We start from the raw sequence: 23,210 nt of genomic DNA on the forward strand, positions 1-23,210 counted from the left end.
ACGGGAGCGAGCCGTGCGCGTGACCTAGGCTGACCGGTCGAACGACCGTTCGATCCGGCTGGGAGGTACGGGTGCGGGTACTCGGTGTCGACCCGGGCATGACGCGGTGCGGCATCGGGGTCGTGGACGGCGCGCCGGGCCGTCCGCTGCGGCTCGTCCACGTCGCCGTCGTCCGCACGCCGCCCGACGCGGCCATCGGCGAGCGGCTGGTGGCCCAGGCCGACGCCATCGGTGCCGCCATCGCCCGGCACCGTCCCGACGTCGTCGCCGTCGAACGGGTGTTCAGCCAGCACAACGTGCGCACCGTGATGGGCACGGCGCAGGTGGCCGGTCTCGCCATCGTCGCGGCGACCCGCGCCGGGCTGCCGGTCGCCCTGCACACGCCGAGCGAGGTCAAGGCGGCCGTCACCGGGTCGGGCACCGCCGACAAGGCGCAGGTGGGGGCGATGGTCACCCGCCTGCTGCGGCTGGCCGAGACGCCCCGCCCCGCCGACGCCGCCGACGCGCTGGCCCTGGCGATCTGCCACGTCTGGCGTGGCAGCGCGCAGCGGCGGATGTCCGACGCGCTTGCGAGAGTGAGGACATGACCGAGACGCCCGAGGGCCCCGAGCTGCGCTACGACCCCCACACGCTGCGCGAGACGACCACGGCCGACGCCGCCCCCCACGTCACCCGGTTGCAGGGCGAGATCCGCGGCGCCGACGACGAGACCGGCGAGCTCCTGGCGCGCGGCGACCTCGTCGACCTGCTGCGGGTCACCGGGGCGCTCGACGAGGCGCTCGACGAGGCCAACGCCGCGGTGGACCGGGCCGAGATCGCGGGCACCGCGGCGCAGCAGCACCTGGCACGGCTGCGGCTCGCGCGGGTGCAGCAGTGGCGCGGCGCCTTCGTCGAGTCGAACCCGGTCTACACCGAGCTGCTGGCCGCGGCGTCGCAGTTCGGGCCGGTCGTCGACGCGTTCACCCACCAGCACGCGGGGGAGAACGACTTCGACCAGGAGCACTGGGACGACGCGCGGGAGCACTTCGCCCGCGCATTGGCGATCCGCGAGCGGCTCGAGCTCGACGAGGCGGAGTCGTCGCGCACCGCGCTGCGCGCCGTCGAGCGGCGCCCGCGGGAGGGGTCGTGATCGCGAGCGTCCGCGGCACCGTGGCCGCGGTCGCGCCCGACGGGGCGGTCGTCGAGGTCGGCGGCGTCGGGCTGGCGGTCTCGTGCTCGCCCGGGACGCTCGCCCGGCTGCGCGTGGGGGAGACCGCCCGGCTGGCCACGTCGCTGGTCGTGCGCGAGGACTCGCTCACCCTGTACGGCTTCGCCGACGACGACGAGCGGGCGCTGTTCGAGCTGCTGCAGACCGCGAACGGGGTCGGACCCAAGCTGGCGCAGACCATGCTCGCCGTCCACCCGCCCCGCGAGCTGCGCCGGGCGATCGCGACGTCCGACCTCGCCGCGCTGGTCACGGTCCCCGGCATCGGCCGCAAGGGCGCCGAGCGCATCGTCGTCGAGCTGCGAGACCGCATCGGCGCGATCGACGGCGACGACGCGGGCGTCCCGACCGGCGAGGGGGTCGTCGCGGTGGCCCCGTGGCGCGACCAGCTCGCGCACGCTCTCGCCGGCCTCGGCTTCTCCGCGAAGGAGGCCGGTGACGCCATCGAGGTCGTCGCCGCCGACCTCGGCGACGAGGGCGCCGCGCCCGACGTCCCGACGCTGCTGCGCCGCTCCATCCAGCTGCTGGGCCGCACGCGATGACCGAGTTCGAGGAGGATGTCGTCGACCCCGCCGTCCTGCCCGACGAACGCGACGTCGAGAACTCGCTACGGCCGCGCCAGCTCGACGAGTTCGTCGGCCAGCCCAAGGTGCGCGAGCAGCTGAGCCTGGTGCTCGAGAGCGCGATGCGCCGCAACCGGCCGCCCGACCACATCCTGCTCTCCGGCCCGCCGGGGCTCGGCAAGACCAGTCTCGCCATGATCGTCGCCGCCGAGCTGGGTGCGCCCATCCGGGTCACGAGCGGTCCGGCCATCGAGCGAGCCGGCGATCTCGCCGCGCTGCTCACCAGCCTGGGCGAGGGGGAGGTGCTCTTCGTCGACGAGATCCACCGCATCGCGCGCCCCGCCGAGGAGCTGCTCTACATGGCGATGGAGGACTTCCGCGTCGACGTGGTCGTCGGCAAGGGGCCCGGCGCCACCGCGATCCCGCTCGACCTCGCCCCGTTCACGCTGATCGGCGCCACCACGCGGGCCGGGCTGCTGACCGGCCCGCTGCGCGACCGGTTCGGGTTCACCGCGCACATGGACTTCTACGATCCCGACGAGCTGGAGCAGGTGCTGCGCCGCTCGGCGGACCTGCTCGGGGTGCAGCTGCGCGGCGACGGCGGCGCCGAGATCGCGAGCCGGTCGCGGGGCACGCCCCGCATCGCCAACCGGTTGCTGCGCCGGGTGCGCGACTACGCCGAGGTCCGGGCCGACGGCGTCGTCACCACCGCGGTCGCGGCCGCCGCGCTCGCGGTCTACGACGTCGACGAGCTCGGTCTGGACCGCCTCGACCGGGCCGTCCTGGACGCGCTCGTCCGGCGGTTCGGGGGTGGCCCGGTCGGGGTCGGCACCCTCGCGGTGGCCGTCGGCGAGGAGGTCGAGACCGTCGAGGAGGTCGCCGAGCCGTTCCTGGTCCGCGCCGGTCTGCTCGCCCGCACGCCGCGTGGCCGGGTCGCGACCCCGGCGGCCTGGACACACCTCGGGGCGGTTCCGCCGCCCGGCGGCGGCGGCGATTCCCCGGGCCGGACACTGTTCGACGCGTAACCTCTGTCCTCGTACCTGCTCTTCGACGCTGGGACCCGTCGTGAACTACCTGCCCCTGCTCGCCTTCGTCGCCGCGATCGCGGTGCTGCTCCTGCTCGCCGGCCGTGCGCGACGTCGCCAGGCCGCCACCCAGGCCGCGATGGCCGGGCGCATCGGCGTGGGCACCGACGTCATGACCACCTCGGGCCTGCACGGCACCGTCGTCGCCCGCAACGACGACGACACCGTGCAGCTGTCCATCGCGCCCGGCGTCGAGGTCCGGTGGGAGCTCGCCGCCCTGCGCGACGCCGCGTCGCTGCCGCCGCGCTACGGGGCCGCCGTCGACCGCGATCCCGACGCGGTACGGCTCGACAAGCCCCTGGGGACGGACGAATCCGGCGAACGCGGCGAGCCGCGCTGAGCCCTTCCCCCGACCGTTCCGCAGCCCCGTCGGCCGCCCTCAGGGCGTTTGCCGGGTGCCGTCGGTCATACTGACCCGCGGCCTGCACCCCGACCGAGCAGCACCGAGGAGTTCGTTTCCCGTGGCACCACCCCCAGGGACCCTGCGCGTCTCCCGCTATTTCACCGCGCTGGGCATCATCCTCGGCGTCTTCTACCTGATCGTCCTGCTCCCCGGGACGGCGAACACCCCGAAGCTGGGCATCGACCTCGTCGGCGGCATCCGCGTGATCTTCACCGCCCAGCCGCCGGCCGGCGAGACCGTCACCCAGACCTCGATGCAGCAGGCCCGCCAGATCATCGAGGACCGCATCAACGGCAGCGGCGTCACCGCGTCCACCGTGCAGATCCAGGGCGACGACCAGCTCGTCGTCTCCATTCCCGGCGGTACCGACACCGACGTCGCCCGGCTCGGGCAGGCCGCCCAGCTCAACTTCCGGCCCGTGATCGCGCCGGCCGTGGCCGTCAGCTGCGTCTCGACGACCACGCCGGCCGGGTCGGCCTCGGCCAGCAGCACCGCCTCGCCGTCGTCGAGCGCGTCGTCGGTGCCGTCGGCGACGTCGTCGCCCCAGGCGTCCGCGTCGGCAAGCGAGTCGAACGCCCCCAAGGCCCGCAACGAGCGCAAGCTGGCGCCGGCGAGCAACAGCAGCAGCACCGCCGCCCGCTCCGGCTCGTCGGGGGCATCGGCCGCCACGGGCGCGGCCAGCGGCAGCAAGACCCCCACCGGGTCGGCCTCGGCCACGCCCACGGCGTCGGCCAGCAGCGCCCCGGCCCAGAAGTGCGTGCGCGCGCCGCTCGCGGCGACGGGCTCGGCGGCGGTCCTCACCGTCGCGCAGCAGAAGGCGCTGACCACCGAGGCCGCGTACACCAAGCTGCCGCAGGCCACCCAGACCAAGATCGCCCAGGCGCTCACCACCTTCGACTGTGCCTCGGCGGGCCGGCAGCAGGACGTCGCCGACCACTACTACATCGCCTGCGAGAAGCAGGGCGGCACCAACATCGCCTACCTGCTCGGCAAGGTGATCCTGCGCGGCACCCAGGTGGACGAGGCGGACGCCGTCGCCCCGAGCACCAGCGGGCAGGGCGGCTCGACGACCTGGACGGTGTCGCTCACCCTCGACGACTCGGGCCAGAAGGCGTGGGGCGCGTGGACCACCGCGCACAACACCGCCAAGCAGAGCGGGTCCCCGTCGCAGTGCGGCACCGCGGCCGGCGGCCTGCCCTGCGAGGACTTCGTCGCCTTCACCCTCGACGGCGAGGTGAAATCCGCGCCGGCCACCAACGAGCCCATCACCGGGCAGGCCACGCAGATCTCGGGCAACTTCACCCAGGCCTCGGCCAAGGCGCTGGCCGACCAGCTGAAGTACGGCGCGCTGCCGCTGTCGTTCCGCACCGACTCCAACGAGCACGTCTCGGCGAGCCTGGGCACCTCGCAGCTCAAGGCGGCGCTGCTCGCCGGCGGCATCGGCCTCGTCCTGGTGGTCATCTACTCGCTGCTGTACTACCGCGGCCTCGGCCTGGTCACCATCGCCTCGCTCATCGTCTCCGGGCTGCTGACGTACGCGATGATGGTCATCCTCGGTCAGCAGATCGGCTTCACGCTCGACCTCGCCGGCATCGCCGGCCTGATCGTCGCGCTCGGCATCACCGCCGACTCGTTCGTGGTGTTCTTCGAACGGATCAAGGACGAGGTGCACGAGGGCCGCAGCGTGCGCGTCGCCGTACCGCGGGGCTGGATCCGGGCGCGGCGCACCGTCATCTCGGCCGACATCGTGTCGTTCCTCGCGGCGCTGATCCTCTACATCTTCGCCTCGGCCGACGTGAAGGGCTTCGCGTTCACGCTGGGCCTGTCGACGGTGCTGGACCTCGTCGTCGTCTTCCTGTTCACGCACCCGATCGTCTCGCTGCTCTCGCGCAGTCGCGCCTTCGGCTCGCCTCGCTTCACCGGCCTCAACGCGGTGCGCTCCGGCGGCATCACGCCCGACCGGGACGAGCCGCGCGGCAAGCGGGCCGCCGGCCGGAGCCGGGGCGACGCCGCGGCACGGGCCGCCGCCCGCCGCGGCACCACGAGCTCGGCGGTGGTCCTCGACAAGCGTGCGGCCGAGGCCGAGGACGACGAGACGGTGGCCGCCGACGCCGAGCCCACGACCGCCGTGCCCGACGAGCTCGCCGACCGGCCGGCGAGCACGCCGGACGCCGAGGACACCGCGGCCGACGACGAGCCCACGCCGCGGCGGCGGTCCACGCCGGCCGCGGGCAGTGCGGCCGAGCGGGCCGCTGCCCGCCGGGCGCGCCAGCGCAGGCAGCACGAGGAGGAGGGTGAGTGATGGCCACCGACACGACACCGCCGGACGGCGGCAACGACGTCCCCGAGGCGCCCGCCGGCCCCACCACCACCGCGACCCGCCCGGCCGACGCCGACAAGCACTCGATCCTGAGCCAGCTCTACCGGGGCGAGACCCGCATCGGCTTCGTCAAGGCGCGCCGCAAGTGGTACGCAGTCTCCGCGATCGTCATGCTGATCTGCATCGGCAGCCTGGTGTTCCGCGGCTTCAACTTCGGCGTCGCGTTCGCCGGCGGCACGACCTTCCAGATCAAGACCAGCAACGAGAGCATCACGACCGACAAGGTCAACGACGCGTTCGTCAAGGCGGGCGAGGAGCCCGACGGCGCGCCGCAGGAGGTCGGCAACGCCGCCAACCGGCAGCTCATCGTCAACGTCGGCACGCTCACCCCGGCGAAGCAGGAGGCGCTGCAGACCAAGGTCCAGCAAGAGCTCGGGCTCGGCAGGAGCAGCTTCACCTCCACCAGCATCGGCAGCCAGTGGGGTCACGACACCACGATCAAGGCGGCGCAGGGCCTGGTCATCTTCCTGATCGCGGTCACGATCTACATCGCGCTGCGCTATCAGTGGCGCATGGCGGTGGGCGCGATCAGCGCGTTGATCTTCGACCTGATGATCACGGCCGGCATCTACTCGATCATCGGCTTCGAGGTCACGCCCTCGACCATCGTCGGCCTGCTGACCATCCTGGGCTTCTCGCTGTACGACACCGTCGTCGTCTACGACAAGGTCGCCGAGAACGCGAAGGACATCCTCGCCGGCTCGCGCACCACCTACGGCGAGGCCGCCAACCTCGCGGTGAACCAGACGCTCATGCGCTCGATCAACACCTCGCTCATCGGCCTGCTGCCGGTGGCCGGGCTGCTGTTCGTCGGGGCCGGCGTGCTCGGCGTGGGCACGATCAAGGACCTCGCGCTCATCCTGTTCGTGGGGCTGGCCTCCGGTGCGTACTCCTCGTTGTTCCTGGCCACGCCGATCGTCGTCGACCTCACCGAGCGCGAGCCGAGGTACAAGGCGCTGACGGCGCGGGTCGAGGCCAAGCGCAACAGCCTGCGCAAGCGCAGCGAGGACGACGGCACCCTCGCCGCGGCCGGTCCGGTCAACCGGGGTGGTCCCATGCCCGCGCCGAAGCCGGGCGTGCGCCCGCAGCAGCGACGGAAGCGGTAGCGATGACCCAGGTGGATCCGTCGCTGTCGGCACGGATCGGCGCGCTGCTGCGCGACGTGCCCGACTTCCCGCAACCCGGCATCCTGTTCAAGGACATCGCGCCGCTGCTGGCCGACGCGGACGGGTTCGCGGCGACCGTGACCGCGCTCGGCCCGACCGAGCCCGTCGACCTCGTGGCCGGCATCGAGGCGCGCGGCTTCGTGCTCGCCGGCGCGCTCGCCCACGAACTCGGCTGCGGCCTCGTCCCCGTCCGCAAGGCGGGCAAGCTGCCGCCGCCGACCGTCCGGCGCAGCTACGACCTCGAGTACGGCAGCGCCGAGATCGAGGTGCCGGTCGGCGTCCTGGAGGGCAAGCGGGTCCTCGTCGTCGACGACGTCCTGGCCACCGGCGGCACGCTCCGCGCGAGCGTCGAGCTGCTCGCCGAGGCGGGCGCGACGGTCGTCGAGCTCGCGGTGATCCTGGAGATCGCGGCACTGGGCGGCCGGGCCGCGCTGGCCGACCTGCCGCCGCTGCGCGCGCTCGTCACCGCCTGAGCGGCGATCACCGGCACGTCTCGCAAGCGCTACCGGTGCGGCCGTAGACTCGGACGCGTTCACCTGCGACAGGCGAGGGGGTCCGGCGCTGACTACCGAGGCCGGCATGCAGCCGCCGTCACGCCCTGCGAAGACGACCCAGGGGGACGCCGACACGTCCCGCGCCGCCGACGAGACCGCCGAGACCGCCGCGACCGACGCGACCGACGCGACGTCGCACCCGGGCGAGGACGCCGCGACGTCGCCGGCCGAGCCCGCGGCGGCGACGAAGCAGGCGCAGCCGCCGGCGACGGCGAAGCCCGCGGCACGACCTGCGGCGAAGACCACCGCGAAGCCCGCGGCACCGCAGCCGTCCGCCGCGCCGGCGACGTCCCCGGACTCCCCGGCCGCGGAGTTCCACCGGCGCCGGGTGCGTGACCGTCTCGCGCGCCGGCTGGTCACCACGAACCGGCAGCCCTCGGTCAAGCCCGTCCTGGAGCCGCTGCTCGCGATCCACCGCGCCGCGCACCCGAAGGCCGACGTCCGCAAGCTGCAGCGCGGCTACGACGTCGCCGAGGACTCCCACCGGGGGCAGCTGCGCAAGAGCGGCGACCCCTACATCACCCATCCGCTCGCGGTCGCGACGATCCTCGCCGAGCTCGGCATGGACACCACGACGCTGATCGCCGCCCTCCTGCACGACACGGTCGAGGACACCGGCAAGACCCTGGACAGCATTCGCGGCGAGTTCGGCGAGCAGGTCGCGCACCTCGTCGACGGCGTCACCAAGCTCGACAAGGTCAAGTACGGCCACGCCGCCGAGGCCGAGACGATCCGCAAGATGATCACCGCGATGTCGCGTGACCCTCGCGTGCTGGTCATCAAGCTCGCCGACCGGCTGCACAACATGCGCACGCTGCGCTTCCTGCCGCCGGAGAAGCAGGAGCGCAAGGCCCGCGAGACCCTCGAGGTGCTCGCGCCGCTCGCGCACCGCCTGGGCATGAACACGGTCAAGTGGGAGCTCGAGGACCTCGCGTTCGCGACCCTCTACCCGAAGCGTTACGACGAGATCGTCCGGCTCGTGGCCGAGCGGGCCCCGAGCCGCGACACCTACCTGCACGAGGTCATCGAGCGCATCAACTCCGACCTGCGCGGCGGCGGGCTCAAGGCGCAGGTCACCGGCCGGCCGAAGCACTACTACTCGATCTACCAGAAGATGATCGTGCGCGGTCGCGAGTTCACCGACATCTACGACCTCGTCGGCATCCGCGTGCTCGTGCAGGAGGAGCGTGACTGTTACGCCACGCTGGGTGTGATCCACGCGAACTGGCAGCCCGTCCCGGGCCGGTTCAAGGACTACATCGCGATGCCGAAGTTCAACATGTACCAGTCGCTGCACACGACGGTCATCGGCCCCGGCGGCAAGCCGGTGGAGCTGCAGATCCGCACGCACGCCATGCACCGCACGGCCGAGTTCGGCATCGCCGCCCACTGGAAGTACAAGGAGCACAAGGACGTCGCGGTCGCCGACCCGGCCGGCATGTCCGACGAGATGGGCTGGCTGCGGCTGCTGCTGGACTGGCAGCGCGAGGCGCAGGACCCCGACGAGTTCCTCGACAACCTGCGCTACGACCTCAACGCCAAGGAGGTCTACGTCTTCACCCCCAAGGGGGACGTCGTCCCGCTCCCGAGCGGGTCGACCCCGGTCGACTTCGCGTACGCGGTGCACACCGAGGTCGGCCACCGCTGCATCGGTGCGCGCGTGAACGGCAAGCTCGTCGCGCTCGAGAGCGTGCTGGACAACGGCGACAGCGTGGAGGTGTTCACCTCCAAGTCCGAGAACGCCGGCCCCTCGCGGGACTGGTTGTCCTTCGTCAAGTCGCCGCGCGCCCGCAACAAGATCAAGTCCTGGTTCGCGCGCGAGCGGCGCGAGGACGCGATCGACGCCGGCAAGGCCGCGCTGTCCAAGGCCATGCGCAAGGCGGCGCTGCCCATGCAGCGGCTGCTCGGCGGCGACCAGCTGCTCACGCTGGCGCACGACATGCACTACACCGACATCTCCGCGCTCTACGCGGCGATCGGCGAGAACCACGTGTCGGCGCAGTCGGTGGTGCAGAAGCTGGTGGCGCAGTTCGGCGGCTCGGAGGGGTCGGTCGAGGACATCGCCGAGGCCACGATGCCCAGCGTCGACCTGCCGGTGGCCGGGGTTCGGCGCTCGAGCAGCGACGTCGGCGTCGTGGTGCGCGGTGTCAGCGACGTGTGGGTGAAGATCGCGATGTGCTGCACGCCGGTGCCCGGGGACGAGATCCTCGGCTACGTCACCCGCGGGGGCGGTGTCTCGGTGCACCGGCGGGCCTGCACCAACGCCGCGTCGCTGCTCTCGCAGCCCGAGCGGCTGGTCGAGGTCGAGTGGGCGCCGTCCAGCGGGTCGACCTTCGTGGTGTCGGTGCAGGTCGAGGCCCTGGACCGACGCGGCCTGCTCTCGGACATCACCCGGGTGCTCTCCGACGAGCGGGTCAGCATCCTGTCGGCCAACGTGACGACGAACCGCGACCGCGTGGCCGTCAGCCGTTTCACCTTCGAGATGGCCGAGGCCAAGCACCTGGACAGCCTGCTGCGCGCGATCCGCGGCGTCGAGGGGTGCTACGACGTCTACCGGGTGCACGCCGTCAACGCGACGGCCGACGTCGCCGACTGACACCCCGCCATCCTCCTGCGCCTCGCGCGGGATGACGCGGTGCGGCGGCGCCCGGTCGCGGGCTAGGAGGTCAGCTTCTGCAGCGTCACCGGCAGGGCAGGCTTGCCGTCGCTGCCGCCGCCGCTGACGCCCTTGGCCGCGACCTTGGTGACGACGTCCAGCCCGGACGACACCGTCCCGAAGACGGTGTACTTCGGGTCGAGCGTGGAGTCGCGGTAGACGACGAAGAACTGGCTGCCGTTGGTGTCGGTGCCGGCGTTGGCCATGGCGAGCACGCCCTTGGTGTACTTCTCCTTGCCGGTCAGCTCGTCGGCGAAGGAGTAGCCCGGGCCGCCCGATCCGGAGGCGGTCGGGTCGCCGCACTGCAGCACGTACAGGCTCGGGCCGGTGGTGAGGCGGTGGCACGAGGTGGCGTCGAAGTACTTCTGCTTCGTCAGCGACAGGAAGCTCGCGACCGCGCACGGCGCCTTGGCGCGATCCAGCGTGAACGTCATCGTCCCCCGGGACGTCTGGACCCGGACCTTCGCGGTGCCCTTGCGTGACGGCGTCGTGCTGCTCGGCACGCTCACCTGCTTGGCGGCGGTGCCGGACTTCGTCCAGGTGCACGGATACGCCGCGGCCGGCTTGCTGCTGCTCGATGCCGATGCCGATGCCGATGCCGATGCCGATGCGGATGCCGACTCCGTCGCGGACGGGCTGGGGGAGGAGGCGGTGGTGTCGTCGTCGTCCCCGCTCGTCCCGACGAGCAGCGCGATGACGGCGCCGACGACGACGAGCACGCCGACGATCGACACGATCACGTTCAGCCGCCTGCGGCGGGCGGCGCGCTCCTGGCGCCGCTCGACCTGGCGCTGCAGCCGGCGCCGCTCGGCCGCGCGCCGCTGCTTGTCCGTGGGCACGGGTCAGCCGACCTTCGTGAGGTCGATGACGAAGACCAGCGCGGAGTTGGCGGGGATCCCGTTGTTGGCCTGGGCGCCGTAGCCGAGCGCGGCGGGCATGACGACGATGCGCCGACCGCCCACCTTCATCGGCTTGACGGCCTTGCCGTTGCCCCCGATGCCCTGCGTGAACCCGGGCACGACCTGCTGCAGGTTGAACGGCGCCGCCTTGCCGCGCGACCACGACGAGTCGAACTGGGTGCCCTTGCGGTAGAGCTGGCCGGTGTACTGGACCGTGACGTTCGACGTCAGTGCCGGCGCCTTGCCCTTCCCGACGACGAGGTCCTTGACCAGCAGCGCCTTGGGGTCGGCCTTGCCGGCCGAGCACACCTTGGGCTCCTTCTTCAGGTTCGTCGGGTTGGCGACCGTCACGCCCTGGAACGTGACGGCACCCTTGAGCTTCGCGACGTCGTCGCAGTTCGCGGCCGCCGCGGCCGTGCTCGAGGCCGCCGCGCTCGACGACGCCGTCTTCGACGGCTGACCGCCGGACTGCGCGGACGTGTCGTCGTCCCCGCCCGACGTGCCGGCGATCACGGCGACGACCACGACGGCGATGACGACGAGCGTCCCCACGACGGAGGCGATGAGGGTGAGCCGCTTGCGAGCAGCCTCGCGCTGGCGACGCTGGTCGAGCTGGCGCTGCAGGCGCAGCCGTTCGGCGTCGCGGCGCTGCTTGTTCGTCGCCACCGGCGGTCCTCCTGGGGAGTCGGAACAAAACCTCCGGCAGTCTACGGAAACCGCCCCGGTGTCACCTGAGCAGACCGCCCGGCGGTCGCTCGGTAGGGTGAAGCGTTCCTCGCCGCCGACATCGTCAGGAGTGTCCCGCCGTGCTCATCGCGGGCTTCCCGTCCGAGGCGACCGCGACCAACTGCTACGTCGTGGCCCCGGCCGCCGGGGAGCAGTGCGTGGTCATCGACCCCGGTATCGGCGTCACCGGGCAGCTCGACGAGGTGATCGCCGAGCACCGGCTGCACCCCGTCGCCGTGCTGCTGACCCACGGCCACTTCGACCACACCTTCTCGGTGCTGCCGGTGTGCCAGGCGCGCGACGTCCCCGCCTACATCCACCCCGGCGACCGCCCGCAGCTGGCCGATCCGTGGTCCGGCGTGGGCATGCCGAAGGGCACGCCGCTGTTCGGGATGCTCACCGCGGCCGAGCCCGACGACGTCGTCGAGCTCGCCGACGCCTCGACCGTCCCGCTCGCCGGGCTCGAGTTCGGGGTGCGGCACGCGCCGGGTCACAGCCTCGGCTCGGTCGTGTTCGACCTGCCCACCGGGGACGAGCCGGTGCTCTTCGCCGGCGATGTCCTGTTCGCGGGCTCGATCGGTCGCACCGACCTGCCCGGCGGCTCGATGGCGGACATGACGAGCTCGCTGCGGCGGGTCGTCCTGCCCATGGCCGACGCCACCGTGGTGCTGCCCGGCCACGGGCCGCAGACCACGATCGAACGCGAACGCGCCACCAACCCCTACCTGCAGGATCTCTGACCCATGGTCTCCGGATTCCCCGAACTGCTGCCCGGCCAGCGATTCGTCGAGCTCGCCGTGCTCGACCGGCTGCGCTCGACCTTCGAGCTGCACGGCTTCGCCCCCCTCGAGACGCCGGCGGCCGAGCCGCTGGACACCCTGCTGCGCAAGGGCGAGATCGACAAGGAGGTCTACGTCCTGCGCCGGCTGCAGGCGGGCGACGACGCGTCGGACTCCGGGCTCGGCCTGCACTACGACCTCACCGTGCCGTTCGCCCGCTACGTGCTCGAGCACGCCGGGCACCTGGAGTTCCCGTTCCGCCGCTACCAGATCCAGAAGGTGTGGCGCGGCGAGCGGCCACAGCAGGGGCGCTACCGCGAGTTCACGCAGGCCGACATCGACATCGTCGCCCGCGACACGCTGCCCTTCCACCACGACGTCGAGATCGCCCGGGTCATGGCCGAGGCCCTCGCGGCGCTGGACTTCCTGCCACCGCTCACGCTGCAGGTGAACAACCGACGGCTGATCGAGGGCTTCTACCTCGGCATCGGTGCCCCGCACGTCGGCGCCGTCATGCGCGAGATCGACAAGCTGGACAAGGTCTCGGTCGACCAGGTGCGCGCGCTGCTCACCGGGGTCGCCGACCTGGACGAGGGGCAGGCCGACGTCTGCCTGCGGCTGGCCGAGATCCGCTCGACCGACACGTCCTTCGTCGACGAGGTGCGCGCGCTGGGTGTCGAGCACGAGTTGCTGGCGCAGGGGCTCGACGAGCTCGCGGCGGTGATCGAGGGCGCCGCCGCGATCGAGGGCGTGACGGTGGAGGCCGACCTGCGCATCGCGCGCGGCCTCGACTACTACACCGGCACCGTCTTCGAGACCCGGATGTCCGGCTGGGAGTCGCTGGGCTCGATCTGCTCCGGCGGCCGGTACGACGCGCTCGCCTCCGACGGCAGGAGCACCTACCCGGGCGTCGGCATCTCCCTCGGCGTCACCCGGTTGCTCATGCCGCTGTTCCAGAGCGGCGAGCTCACCGGTTCGCGCGCCGTCCCGTCGGCCGTGCTCGTCGCGCTGCCGAGCGAGGACGCCCGCGCCGCGTCCGACGACACCGCGCAGGCGTTGCGGCGCCGGGGGATCGCGGCCGAGGTCGCGGCGACCCCGCAGAAGTTCGGCAAGCAGATCCGCTACGCCGAGCGACGGGGCATCCCGTTCGTCTGGTTCCCCGGTGCCGCCGGTGCGCCGGACGAGGTCAAGGACATCCGCTCCGGCGAGCAGCACGAGGCCGACGCCACGACCTGGACACCCCCTGAATCCGACCTGCGCCCGCAGGTGATCGCAACGAAGGTTGACCGATGATCCGAACCCACGACGCGGGCACGCTCCGCGCGTCCGACGCAGGCACGACCGTCACCCTGGCCGGGTGGGTGGCGACCCGGCGCGACCACGGTGGCGTCACCTTCATCGACCTGCGTGACGCGTCGGGCGTCGTGCAGGTCGTGGTGCGGGAGAACGAGCTGGCCCACGGCCTGCGCAACGAATGGGTGCTGAAGGTGACCGGCGAGGTCCGCAGCCGCGACGCGCAGAACGTCAACCCCAACCTGCCCACCGGCGAGGTCGAGGTCGCGGCCACCGCCGTCGAGGTGCTGAACGAGGCCGCCGCGCTGCCCTTCCAGCTCGACGCCCATGCCGAGGTCGGCGAGGAGGCGCGGCTGCGCTATCGCTACCTCGATCTGCGCCGCGCCGAGCCCGCTGCGGCGATCCGGCTGCGCAGCAAGGTGAACCAGGCCGCCCGGGACGTCCTGCTCGACCGCGACTTCGTCGAGATCGAGACGCCGACGCTCACCCGCTCCACCCCCGAGGGCGCCCGCGACTTCCTCGTCCCCGCGCGGCTGCGGCCGGGCAGCTGGTACGCGCTGCCGCAGTCGCCGCAGCTGTTCAAGCAGCTGCTCATGGTGGCGGGCATGGAGCGCTACTTCCAGATCGCCCGCTGCTACCGCGACGAGGACTTCCGCGCCGACCGGCAGCCGGAGTTCACCCAGCTCGACATCGAGATGAGCTTCGTCGACCAGGACGACGTCATCGCGCTCGCCGAGGCGGTGCTGCGCGCGCTGTGGCAGCTCATCGGCCACGAGGTCGGCGAGATCCCGCGGATGACCTACGCCGACTCCATGCGCCGCTACGGCTCCGACAAGCCCGACCTGCGCTTCGACCTCGAGCTCGTCGAGTGCACCGACTTCTTCGCCGACACCCCGTTCCGGGTGTTCCAGGCGCCGTACGTGGGTGCGGTCGTCATGGCGGGCGGCGCGTCGCAGCCGCGTCGCACCCTCGACGGCTGGCAGGAGTTCGCCAAGCAGCGCGGGCACCGGGGCCTGGCGTACGTCCTCGTGGGGGAGGACGGCGAGCTCGGCGGACCGGTCGCCAAGAACCTGTCCGACGCCGAACGCGCCGGCATCGTCGCCCACGTCGGGGCGAAGCCGGGCGACTGCGTGTTCTTCGCCGCGGGCACACCGTCCTCGGCTCGCGGGCTGCTCGGCGCCACCCGCCTCGAGATCGGCCGCCGGCTCGGGCTGATCGACGAGAACGCCTGGTCGTTCCTCTGGATCGTCGACGCCCCGCTGTTCGAGCCGGCCTCCGAGGCGGTCGCCTCCGGCGACGTCGCGGTCGGCAGCGGCGCATGGACGGCCGTCCACCACGCCTTCACCTCGCCCAGGCCCGAGTCGCTGGACACCTTCGACACCGACCCGGGCTCGGCGCTCGCGTACGCCTACGACATCGTCTGCAACGGCAACGAGATCGGCGGCGGGTCGATCCGTATCCACCGCCGCGACGTGCAGGAGCGCGTCTTCCGGATCATGGGGTTGGACGACGCGCAGGCCCAGGAGAAGTTCGGCTTCCTGCTCGACGCGTTCAGCTACGGCGCGCCGCCGCACGGCGGCATCGCCTTCGGCTGGGACCGCATCTGCGCGCTGCTGTCCGGCGCGGACTCCATCCGCGACGTCATCGCCTTCCCCAAGTCCGGCGGCGGGTACGACCCGCTGACCGCCGCGCCCGCGCCGATCACGCCCGAGCAGCGCAAGGAGGCCGGTGTCGACGCCGAGCCGGCGAAGGACGAGCCGGCGAAGGACAGGCCGGCGAAGGACGGGTCCGATGAGTGACATGAACCAGCGCATCATCGACGAGTTCCACACGAAGGACGGCATCGTCTCCGGGCCGTTCGACGGCGCGAACATCGTGCTGCTGCACCACACCGGCCGTCGGTCCGGCACCGGATACGTCGCGCCCGTCGTGTGGTTCGCGGGGCCGCCCGGCGCGATCCACGTGGTCGCGTCGGCCGCCGGGGCGCCCACCCACCCGCAGTGGTACGAGAACCTGGTCGCGGCGGGCCGGGCCACCGTCGAGGTCGGCCGGGGCGACGGCGTCGGCGGCATCGACACCCACGACGTGACCGTCCGCGAGCTCGACGGCGAGGAGCGCGACCGCGTCTACGCCGACATCGTGCGGCAGGCCCCGTTCTTCGGCACCTACGCGGAGAAGACGGCGGGCGTGCGCACCATCCCGGTCCTGGAGTTGACGCGATCATGAGCTCGCCCACCGACATCCCCGGCTTCGGGGGCGGCCACCCCGATCCCGTCGACCCGTCCGCCGGTCCCGACGCGGCCGGCGGGATCCGCAACGACGCGGTGCGGGCCGCGCTGGACGCGTCGGCCGAGTCGCCGGGGCCGCGGACGAGCGTCGACATCCTGCGCCACTGCCTGTTCGGCTACCTGCTGCTGGACGTCACGGGCTCGGAGATCACGGTGACCGACGAGGGCGAGGTCGCGCCCGGTTCGACGATCTCGGTACGCGGCGGCGAGGGCCCGGACGGTCAGCCGGCGATCTTCGCCTACACCTCGCACGACGAGATCGTGCGGATGTACCCGCCCGAGGGACCGGGGGACGGCATCGAGGTGCAGTCCCTGGTCCAGGACGCCGCGGGCGTGCTGGAGCTCGCCCGCGCGCAGGAGGCCGGCTGGCTCTACCTCGACCCCGCCGGGCCGAGCGCGGCACTGGCGGCCGAGGACATCGACTTCGCGCTCCGGGTGCCCCGCAACGACGCCGTCCGGGCGACGCTCGAGCCCGGCGTGCCCCGCGCCGAGCTGCTCGCCGCGCTCACGGCGGAGGGGCCGCTCTCCCTCGCGGTCATCGCGCCCGACGTCGAACCCGGCGTCGCCGAGGAGGGCACCCAGGTGCAGGTGCGCACCGTCGACGCCCCGGAGCTCACCGACGGCGCGCAGGCGCTCGCCGTCTTCACCTCCGGTCCCGAGGTCGTGGCCAGCGCGCCCGAGGACCGGATCGCGACGCAGACCGCCGCCGACGTCGTCGAGCTGGCCCGCGAGGGCGGCTTCGCCGGGCTGCTGATCAACCCGGCCGGGCCGTGGGCCTACGTGAGCGCCGACGAGCTGGCCGGGCTCGACACCGCGGGCGGCGCGGGGGAGTAGCCGGGCCCGGGCGTGCCCGGTCTGCCCCGTTCGCCCGCCCGCCGGTCAAGGTGCTGCTGTGCCGGCGTCAACTCGCTCTTAAGTCCCGCTGTGGACGCTGCGGTCCGCGACGCACCGGCCGATGCAGGGGACGAGCCGGCCGCCGGTGCCGGTGTCGTTCCCGAGGAGAGGACCAGCCATGACCGCTGTCTCCGGCCTGAGCAGCATCGCGAGCTCCACGCTCGCCGCGACGACGCAGCAGAGCCGCCCCAAGTCCGCGATCGACGTCGCCGCCGACCTGTTCGGCATGAGCACGACCGACCTGACCAGCGAGCTGAAGTCCGGCAAGAGCCTGACCGACGTCGCGTCCGAACAGGGCGTGTCGAGCGACGACCTCGTGTCGGCGCTCGTCTCGACCATGCCGAAGGACCTCGCCGCGAGCGGCGACCCGACCGAGATCGCCACGACCATCGCCGAGCAGGTCGGCCTGCCGCAGGGCGGCCCCGGCGGCCCCGGCGGCGTGGGCGGCCCGGGCATGCCGCCGCCACCTCCGCCGGCGGACGCGTCGGACTCGTCGGACTCCGCCACGGCGTCGTCGGGCTCGACGACGTCGGTGCTGGACGAGCTGAGCACGCTGCTCGGCACCGACTCCGACACCCTCACCGGGCAGCTCACCAGCGGCACCAGTCTCGCCGACCTGCTCGGGAACGCCGGCGTCAGCATGACCAGCCTGGCGAACGTGCTGCAGACCGGGCTGCTGCTCGACGAGACCGCCTGACGGCGGGCCGGGCGGCCCGTGGCGCGGGTCAGTCGTCGTCGCCGGTCTCGCCGAACCAGCGGGCCAGCGAGCCGCGCCGGCTGACCGCGCGCAGCCGCTGCTCGGTGACCTCGCGCTCCTTGCGGCTGGTGACGATGAGCATCTCGTCGCCCACCCGCAACCGCGTGGTGTGATCCGGCACGAAACTGCGACCGTCGCGGATGACGAGCGTGATGACGCTGCGCTGGGGCAGCCGCAGCTCGAGCACCGAGACCGAGTCCAGCCGGGAGCCGCGCTGGATGGCGACGGTGAGCAGCTCGGCGTCCAGGACGTCCAGGGGCGCGGCCTCGACCTCGAGATCGCGCAGCGCATCCCGCGGCGCGAGGCCGAGCAGCTTGGCGAACGGCGACAGGCTGGGGCCCTGCAGCAACGTGAAGACCACGACCAGCACGAAGACGATGTTGAGGACGCGCTCGCTGCCGTCGATGCCCTCGACGATCGGGAACGTCGCCAGCACGATGGGGACGGCCCCGCGCAGCCCGGCGAAGGACAGGAACGCCTGCTCGCGCACCGGCACCCGGAACGGCAGCAGCGAGGCGAACACCGACAGCGGCCGGGCGACGAGCAGCAGCACCAGGCCGGCCACCAGGGCGGGCACGACCTGTCTGGGCAGCGCGCTGGGATCGACGAGCAGGCCGAGCAGGACGAACAGCCCGATCTGCGCCAGCCAGCCGAACCCCTCGGCGAACGACCGGGTCGCCGCCCGGTGCGGCAGGCCGGTGTTGGCGAGCACGAGCGCGGACAGGTACGCCGCGAGGAACCCGCTCGCGTGCGCCGAGCCGGCGGCCGCGAACGCGACCATGCCCAGCCCGAAGATCGCGAGCGGGTAGAGGCCGGACGCCGGCAGGGCGAGGCGCGAGAGGGCGTACGTGCCGGCGAAGCCGACGCCCACCCCGATCGCGGCGCCCACGCCGAGCTCGTAGACCAGCTCGCCGACCAGGTGCAGCGGGTCGAGGTGGAACGGCGTGGCGCTGAAGATGGCGACGAGGATGACGGTGGGGGCGTCGTTGAAGCCCGACTCGGCCTCGAGCAGGCCGGCGACCCGCTTCGGCAGCGGGACGACACGCAGGATCGCGAACACCGCCGCCGCGTCGGTCGAGGAGACGATCGCTCCCACGAGCAGTGCCAGCTGCCAGTCGAAGCCCAGCAGCAGGTGGACGCCGACGGCGGTGGTCACCGTGCTGATGCCGACGCCCAGCGTGGCGAGCAACCCCGCCGGCGCCATGACGGACCTGACCTCCGACCATCGGGTCGTCAGCCCGCCCTCGACCAGGATGACGGCGAGGGCGGCGGTGCCGAGATCCTGCGCGGCCTGCGCGTTGTCGAAGTTGATGCCGAGGACGTCCTCGCCGAGCAGGACGCCGAAGGCGAGGAAGAGCAGCAGACTGGGCAGGCCGGCGACGGAGGCGAGCCGGGTGGCCCCGATGCTGACGAGCACGACCAGCCCGCCGACGAGCAGCACCAGATACAGCTCGTCGAGGGTCACGCGGGTCCTTCCCGGCCGGCTGGGTGGCCCTCCAGTTTAAGGGGGACGTGACCGGTGGGCGGCCACGGGGCACAGGCGCCGGCGGGCCGCGGGTCAGCCGACCGCCGCGGCGAGCGAGGACGGGCCGTCGAGGTGGCCGACGACGGTGGCGCCGAGGAACGCCAGCACGCAGACCGCCGACAGCGCCGCGGTGAGCGCGACGGGCAGCACCGCCCGCCGCGCGGGGCGTCGGGCGGGGCGCCGCCCGCCGTCGCGCAGCACGGGCCGCGAGCCGGCCGTGGCGCCGAGCCACCCGAGCAGGGCGACCACGAACCCGGCGGTGCCCGTGACGATCACGATGTCGGCGAGATTCCAGTAGTGACCGGCGAAGGGCAGGTAGTCGACCGCGCCGCGCACGCTGTCCGGGGCGGTGAGGTAGTGCAGCCCGAGCCGGTCGCCGAGGTTGCTGGCCCAGCCCGCCAGGGCCGCGCCGCCGGTCAGGGCGACGGCGCGCGTCGGGCTGTGGCGGGCGAGCAGCAGGCCGGCCAGGGCGACCAGCGCCGCGTCGACGACGTCGAACACCGCGCCGGTGACCCGGCCGGTCAGCAGCCCGCCGACCACGCCGCCGGTGAACGGGTTGCCGCCGGAGTTGACGTGGACGTCGCCGAGGACCCGCCAGGCCCATGCCTTGAGCACCTGGTCGAGCGCGGCCACCGCGATCACCAGGACGGTGACGACCGCGCCGTAGGTCCGCAGCCGCTTCGGCGGCACTCGGCGGACGGGGGCGGGCGCGGGCGCGAGTGCGGTCATCGTGCCAGCGAATCGGGTGGCGCTGGCCGCGCGGCGGGTGTGACCCCGGTGGCCGCTGGGCCCGCGCTGTGCAGGAACGATGCGCCGTGGCCCGGCCGTCGTCACGCGGCCGACCGGTTCGTGTCGCGGCGGTCGGGGCCGTCGCGAAACTTGTGCGCGCACGGGCTCAACTCGCGCCGCGACCGGTCGATGGACAGGGGAGCCGCACGGAAGCGGCGGCCGCGGCCGGATCCCCCGGGCCGCACTACTTATGGAGGAGTAGTCCGAATGTCCAAGACCATCACCCGGCGCGTCGTCGCCGGCGTCGCCGCCACTGCGGCCACCGCGGGCGCCCTGATCATGGGCGGTGGCTCGGCCGAGGCCACCCCGACCATGGCCATCTCGTCGTTCAACGTCCACCACCTGCCGGCCACCACCGCGAAGTCCCTGCTGACCATCACCGGCACCGCCTTCAGCGAGTCCGCGATCAGCGGCGTCGCGATCAACGGCTGCACCGCCGGCTCCTACGTCGTCACCTCGTCGACCACGATCGTGTTCAAGACCGACAACAGCTGCGCGAAGTCCTCGACCGGTGTCGTCACCATCAGCAAGGCCGCCGGCGGCAGCGTCGTCTCGGCGAACTCCGGCAAGACCGCGCTCGCCTTCGTCGACCTGCCCTCGCTGGCCACCAACGACGACTCCGCCAGCGACCCGGTCGTCACCGCGGGCACCGCCGGCCAGGCCTTCGCCGACCAGACCAAGACCGCGTCGCTCTCGGGTGGCCAGGCCATCCGCGTCACCGCCGGCACGGTCAAGTTCGTCAACAGCGCGTCCTACCCGCTGTCGGCCACGGTCGACGGCTACGCGCTCAAGTCGATCACCATGCCGACCGGCGGCAACTACTTCACCGGTGTGCTCCCGGCCATGGCCGCCGACGCCGCCCCGAAGCTCGCGGTGACCAGCAACGGCGTGACCAAGACCTTCAGCTACGCCGCCGGCAACAGCAGCGCCGTCGCCGACTCGTTCGACTTCCAGATCTCGGCCAGCCCGACGATCTCGGTCACCCCGGCCTCCGGCCCGCTCGACGGCACCAACGTCATCGCCATCAAGGGCAGCGGCTTCACCGCCTCGACCACGGTCACCGTCGACAGCGCGAGCTGCCCGGTCGTGGCCAGCACGGTCAAGGCCACCTCGCTGAGCTGCACCGTGGCCGCCGGCACCACCACCGGCCCGGTCACGGTCCAGACCTCGACCGGCGGCACCACCAGCATCGTCAGCGCCGGCAGCACCTACACCTACGTGGACTGATCCGCGCAGCAGCACCACCGCACCACCGCATCACCAGCACCACCCGCGGCGGTGGCGGCAGGCCCTCGGGCCGCCGCCACCGCCGTCGGCGTTCCCGGACCGGCCACCGGTGTCGCCTCACGGCCCTACGCTGGGGCGGTGACGCTGTTCGAGTCCGACGTCTCGCGCCCAGCCGCGCCGAGCGCCGCCGGCGCGGCCGCCGAGGCCGACCCCCAGGGCCCGCTCGCCGCCCGTATGCGGCCGCGCACCCTGGACGAGGTGGTGGGCCAGGAACACCTGCTCGCCCCCGGCTCGCCGCTGCGCCGCCTCGTCGAGGGCGACGCCCCCATGTCGCTGATCCTGTTCGGGCCGCCGGGCACCGGCAAGACCACGCTCGCGCTCATCGTGTCGAGCGCCACCAACCGCCGCTTCGAGCAGCTGTCCGCGCTGAACGCCGGCGTGAAGGACGTCCGCGAGGTCATCGCCCGGGCCAAGGCCGAGCTCACCCACCAGGGCCGGCAGACGGTGCTGTTCATCGACGAGATCCATCGCTTCTCCAAGACCCAGCAGGACTCGCTGCTCGCCGCGGTCGAGGCCCGCCACGTGACGCTGGTCGCGGCCACCACCGAGAACCCGTTCTTCTCGATCGTGTCGCCGCTGCTGTCGCGCAGCCTGCTGCTGACGCTGCAACCGCTGGACGAGGCCGCGGTGGGGCAGCTCGTCGACCGGGCGATCGTCAGCCCCCGCGGCCTCGACTCGCGGGTGACGCTCGACGCCGACGCCCGGGCGCACCTGCTGCGCCTCGCCGGCGGCGACGCGCGCCGGGCCCTGACCGCCCTGGAGGCCGCGGCCGGCACGTCGCTGGCCGAGGGGCGCGCGGCGGTCGACCTCGCCACGCTCGAGCAGGCCGTCGACAGCGCCGCGGTCCGCTACGACCGCGACGGCGACCAGCACTACGACGTCATCAGCGCCTTCATCAAGTCGATCCGCGGCTCGGACGCCGACGCCGCCGTCCACTACCTCGCCCGCATGATCGAGGCGGGGGAGGACCCCCGCTTCATCGCGCGCCGCCTCGTCGTCCACGCCTCCGAGGACGTCGGGCTCGCCGACCCGACGGCGCTGCTGGCCGCGACCGCCGCGGCGCAGGCCGTGCAGCTGGTCGGGCTGCCCGAGGCGCGGATCAACCTCACCCAGGCCACCGTCCACCTCGCCCTCGCGCCGAAGTCCAACGCCGTGGTGCGGGCGATCGACGCGGCCCAGGCCGACGTCCGCAACGGTCTCGCCGGGGCCGTCCCACCCGCCTTGCGCGACGCGCACTACGCGGGGGCGAAGAAGCTCGGCGCGGGCGCGCGCTACGTCTACCCGCACGACACCGCCGAGGGGGTCGTGGCGCAGCAGTACCCGCCCGACGAGCTCGTCGGGCGGGACTACTACGAGCCCGCGGGACGCGGCGCCGAGCGGCACATCCTGGAGCGGGTGACCAAGCTGCGCGGCCTGCTGCGGGGCGGGCGCCGTTCCGGCAGCTGAGAGCCCGGCGTGACGAGACGATAGGGTCGCGCTACGGGTGAGGCGCATCCCGCGCAGCCCAGTCGTCGTCGAGGGGTACAGACCTATGTCCGGAGCGGCCATCGCCGCGCTGATCGCCGCGGGCGCGTTCGTGTTGCTCGTCCTGCTGCTCGCGATCCCGCTGCTCAAGCTCGGCCGCACCCTGGACGAGGCGACCCTCGCCGTGCGCAAGACCCACGAGGGCGTCGCGCCGATCATGTCCGAGGCGCAGACCGCGGTCACGCAGCTCAACGCCCAGCTCGTGCAGATCGAGGGCATCGCGACCAACGTCAACTCCATGACCACGAACGTCGCCGCGATGACCGCGGTCGTGTCGTCCACGCTCGGCAGCCCGATGATCAAGGCGGCGGCCTTCACCTACGGCGTGCGCAAGACGGTGTCCGACCGGCGCGACGCCGAGGCGGTCAAGGCGGCGCGACGCAAGCACCGGGCGAGCCGGGGGCGGCGCGCGTGAGGATCCGGACGCAAGCTGCTCAC

At 73.0% G+C, this 23,210-nt stretch carries 22 protein-coding genes; 18 read left to right on the forward strand and 4 right to left on the reverse strand.

Annotated elements, in window-relative coordinates; translation table 11 throughout:
* Positions 1–71 precede the first annotated feature (71 nt).
* The 9 genes from ruvC to BUE29_RS12275 all read left to right on the forward strand — a co-directional run bounded on the left by ruvC (position 72) and on the right by BUE29_RS12275 (position 9,951).
* Positions 72–587: a crossover junction endodeoxyribonuclease RuvC gene (ruvC, locus tag BUE29_RS12235; protein ID WP_073390608.1), complete on the forward strand. Its 516-nt coding sequence runs from the start codon at positions 72–74 to the stop codon at positions 585–587.
* Positions 584–1,129 carry a hypothetical protein gene (locus BUE29_RS12240; RefSeq protein WP_073390609.1) on the forward strand — a complete coding sequence of 182 codons (546 nt, stop codon included), beginning with the start codon at positions 584–586 and terminating at the stop codon, positions 1,127–1,129. The genes ruvC and BUE29_RS12240 overlap by 4 nt, the downstream gene beginning before the upstream one ends.
* Positions 1,126–1,746 (forward strand): Holliday junction branch migration protein RuvA, encoded by a 621-nt coding sequence (ruvA, locus tag BUE29_RS12245; RefSeq protein ID WP_073390610.1) that lies wholly within the window; start codon positions 1,126–1,128, stop codon positions 1,744–1,746. Before BUE29_RS12240 ends, ruvA begins: the two co-directional genes overlap by 4 nt.
* Positions 1,743–2,792, forward strand: a complete 1,050-nt coding sequence (gene ruvB / locus BUE29_RS12250; protein ID WP_073390611.1) for a Holliday junction branch migration DNA helicase RuvB — start codon at positions 1,743–1,745, stop codon at positions 2,790–2,792. The genes ruvA and ruvB overlap by 4 nt, the downstream gene beginning before the upstream one ends.
* Positions 2,793–2,832: 40 nt before the next feature.
* Complete coding sequence (locus tag BUE29_RS12255) at positions 2,833–3,192, forward strand: preprotein translocase subunit YajC (RefSeq protein WP_073390612.1); 360 nt, start codon at positions 2,833–2,835, stop codon at positions 3,190–3,192.
* A gap of 121 nt (positions 3,193–3,313) precedes the next feature.
* Positions 3,314–5,557: a protein translocase subunit SecD gene (secD, locus tag BUE29_RS12260; protein ID WP_073390613.1), complete on the forward strand. Its 2,244-nt coding sequence runs from the start codon at positions 3,314–3,316 to the stop codon at positions 5,555–5,557.
* Positions 5,557–6,741, forward strand: coding sequence for a protein translocase subunit SecF (gene secF / locus BUE29_RS12265; protein WP_073390614.1), 1,185 nt, complete (start codon positions 5,557–5,559; stop codon positions 6,739–6,741). The genes secD and secF overlap by 1 nt, the downstream gene beginning before the upstream one ends.
* Before the next feature lie 2 nt (positions 6,742–6,743).
* Positions 6,744–7,274 carry an adenine phosphoribosyltransferase gene (locus BUE29_RS12270; protein WP_073390615.1) on the forward strand — a complete coding sequence of 177 codons (531 nt, stop codon included), beginning with the start codon at positions 6,744–6,746 and terminating at the stop codon, positions 7,272–7,274.
* A 106-nt stretch (positions 7,275–7,380) separates the two neighbouring features.
* Positions 7,381–9,951: a RelA/SpoT family protein gene (locus BUE29_RS12275; RefSeq protein ID WP_084180991.1), complete on the forward strand. Its 2,571-nt coding sequence runs from the start codon at positions 7,381–7,383 to the stop codon at positions 9,949–9,951.
* A gap of 62 nt (positions 9,952–10,013) precedes the next feature.
* Here BUE29_RS12275 and BUE29_RS12280 read toward each other — a convergent pair whose 3' ends face one another.
* Together BUE29_RS12280 and BUE29_RS12285 are read right to left on the reverse strand one after the other, a co-directional pair.
* The gene (locus tag BUE29_RS12280) at positions 10,014–10,850 is read right to left on the reverse strand and encodes a peptidylprolyl isomerase (RefSeq protein WP_073390616.1); all 837 of its coding nucleotides are present in this window, start codon (positions 10,848–10,850) and stop codon (positions 10,014–10,016) included.
* A gap of 3 nt (positions 10,851–10,853) precedes the next feature.
* Positions 10,854–11,576 carry an FKBP-type peptidyl-prolyl cis-trans isomerase gene (locus BUE29_RS12285; protein WP_073390617.1) on the reverse strand — a complete coding sequence of 241 codons (723 nt, stop codon included), beginning with the start codon at positions 11,574–11,576 and terminating at the stop codon, positions 10,854–10,856.
* Positions 11,577–11,716: 140 nt separating this feature from the next.
* On the opposite strand from BUE29_RS12285, the gene BUE29_RS12290 reads away from it, so the two are divergent.
* The 6 genes from BUE29_RS12290 to BUE29_RS12315 all read left to right on the forward strand — a co-directional run bounded on the left by BUE29_RS12290 (position 11,717) and on the right by BUE29_RS12315 (position 17,587).
* A complete protein-coding gene (locus BUE29_RS12290) occupies positions 11,717–12,376 on the forward strand; it encodes an MBL fold metallo-hydrolase (RefSeq protein ID WP_073390618.1) in 660 nt (219 codons plus the stop codon).
* A gap of 3 nt (positions 12,377–12,379) precedes the next feature.
* Complete coding sequence (hisS, locus tag BUE29_RS12295; RefSeq protein ID WP_073390619.1) at positions 12,380–13,708, forward strand: histidine--tRNA ligase; 1,329 nt, start codon at positions 12,380–12,382, stop codon at positions 13,706–13,708.
* Positions 13,705–15,507 (forward strand): aspartate--tRNA ligase, encoded by a 1,803-nt coding sequence (gene aspS, locus BUE29_RS12300; protein WP_073390620.1) that lies wholly within the window; start codon positions 13,705–13,707, stop codon positions 15,505–15,507. The genes hisS and aspS overlap by 4 nt, the downstream gene beginning before the upstream one ends.
* The gene (locus BUE29_RS12305) at positions 15,500–15,934 is read left to right on the forward strand and encodes a nitroreductase family deazaflavin-dependent oxidoreductase (RefSeq protein WP_073390621.1); all 435 of its coding nucleotides are present in this window, start codon (positions 15,500–15,502) and stop codon (positions 15,932–15,934) included. The genes aspS and BUE29_RS12305 overlap by 8 nt, the downstream gene beginning before the upstream one ends.
* Entirely contained in the window at positions 15,931–16,830 is a 900-nt protein-coding gene (locus BUE29_RS12310; protein WP_073390622.1) for an SseB family protein, read from the forward strand. The genes BUE29_RS12305 and BUE29_RS12310 overlap by 4 nt, the downstream gene beginning before the upstream one ends.
* Before the next feature lie 178 nt (positions 16,831–17,008).
* Positions 17,009–17,587 (forward strand): hypothetical protein, encoded by a 579-nt coding sequence (locus BUE29_RS12315; protein WP_073390623.1) that lies wholly within the window; start codon positions 17,009–17,011, stop codon positions 17,585–17,587.
* Between the two features lie 28 nt (positions 17,588–17,615).
* On the opposite strand, the gene BUE29_RS12320 is transcribed toward BUE29_RS12315, so the two are convergent.
* Positions 17,616–19,112 carry a potassium/proton antiporter gene (locus BUE29_RS12320; protein WP_073390624.1) on the reverse strand — a complete coding sequence of 499 codons (1,497 nt, stop codon included), beginning with the start codon at positions 19,110–19,112 and terminating at the stop codon, positions 17,616–17,618.
* A 93-nt stretch (positions 19,113–19,205) separates the two neighbouring features.
* On the reverse strand, positions 19,206–19,901 hold the full coding sequence (locus BUE29_RS12325; RefSeq protein WP_084180992.1) for a signal peptidase II: 696 nt from the start codon (positions 19,899–19,901) through the stop codon (positions 19,206–19,208).
* 267 nt (positions 19,902–20,168) lie between these two features.
* Between BUE29_RS12325 and BUE29_RS12330 the strand changes: the two genes are divergently transcribed.
* The 3 genes from BUE29_RS12330 (at position 20,169) to BUE29_RS12340 (ending at position 23,187) form a co-directional block, all read left to right on the forward strand.
* Positions 20,169–21,188 carry an IPT/TIG domain-containing protein gene (locus BUE29_RS12330; protein WP_073390626.1) on the forward strand — a complete coding sequence of 340 codons (1,020 nt, stop codon included), beginning with the start codon at positions 20,169–20,171 and terminating at the stop codon, positions 21,186–21,188.
* Positions 21,189–21,422: 234 nt separating this feature from the next.
* Complete coding sequence (locus BUE29_RS12335; RefSeq protein WP_084181099.1) at positions 21,423–22,694, forward strand: replication-associated recombination protein A; 1,272 nt, start codon at positions 21,423–21,425, stop codon at positions 22,692–22,694.
* An 85-nt stretch (positions 22,695–22,779) separates the two neighbouring features.
* A complete protein-coding gene (locus tag BUE29_RS12340) occupies positions 22,780–23,187 on the forward strand; it encodes a DUF948 domain-containing protein (protein ID WP_073390627.1) in 408 nt (135 codons plus the stop codon).
* Positions 23,188–23,210: the final 23 nt, after the last annotated feature.

The sequence above is a fragment of the Jatrophihabitans endophyticus genome, assembly GCF_900129455.1.
GTDB lineage: Bacteria > Actinomycetota > Actinomycetes > Mycobacteriales > Jatrophihabitantaceae > Jatrophihabitans > Jatrophihabitans endophyticus.

Coding starts and splice junctions, on each gene's coding strand:
- BUE29_RS12240 (WP_073390609.1), top strand. CDS start 584: ATGACCGAGACGCCCGAGGGCCCCGAGCTGCGCTACGACCCCCACACG.
- ruvB (WP_073390611.1), top strand. CDS start 1,743: ATGACCGAGTTCGAGGAGGATGTCGTCGACCCCGCCGTCCTGCCCGAC.
- secF (WP_073390614.1), top strand. CDS start 5,557: ATGGCCACCGACACGACACCGCCGGACGGCGGCAACGACGTCCCCGAG.
- BUE29_RS12270 (WP_073390615.1), top strand. CDS start 6,744: ATGACCCAGGTGGATCCGTCGCTGTCGGCACGGATCGGCGCGCTGCTG.
- BUE29_RS12275 (WP_084180991.1), top strand. CDS start 7,381: ATGCAGCCGCCGTCACGCCCTGCGAAGACGACCCAGGGGGACGCCGAC.
- hisS (WP_073390619.1), top strand. CDS start 12,380: ATGGTCTCCGGATTCCCCGAACTGCTGCCCGGCCAGCGATTCGTCGAG.
- aspS (WP_073390620.1), top strand. CDS start 13,705: ATGATCCGAACCCACGACGCGGGCACGCTCCGCGCGTCCGACGCAGGC.
- BUE29_RS12305 (WP_073390621.1), top strand. CDS start 15,500: ATGAGTGACATGAACCAGCGCATCATCGACGAGTTCCACACGAAGGAC.
- BUE29_RS12310 (WP_073390622.1), top strand. CDS start 15,931: ATGAGCTCGCCCACCGACATCCCCGGCTTCGGGGGCGGCCACCCCGAT.
- BUE29_RS12315 (WP_073390623.1), top strand. CDS start 17,009: ATGACCGCTGTCTCCGGCCTGAGCAGCATCGCGAGCTCCACGCTCGCC.
- BUE29_RS12325 (WP_084180992.1), bottom strand. CDS start 19,901: ATGACCGCACTCGCGCCCGCGCCCGCCCCCGTCCGCCGAGTGCCGCCG.
- BUE29_RS12330 (WP_073390626.1), top strand. CDS start 20,169: ATGTCCAAGACCATCACCCGGCGCGTCGTCGCCGGCGTCGCCGCCACT.
- BUE29_RS12335 (WP_084181099.1), top strand. CDS start 21,423: ATGCGGCCGCGCACCCTGGACGAGGTGGTGGGCCAGGAACACCTGCTC.
- BUE29_RS12340 (WP_073390627.1), top strand. CDS start 22,780: ATGTCCGGAGCGGCCATCGCCGCGCTGATCGCCGCGGGCGCGTTCGTG.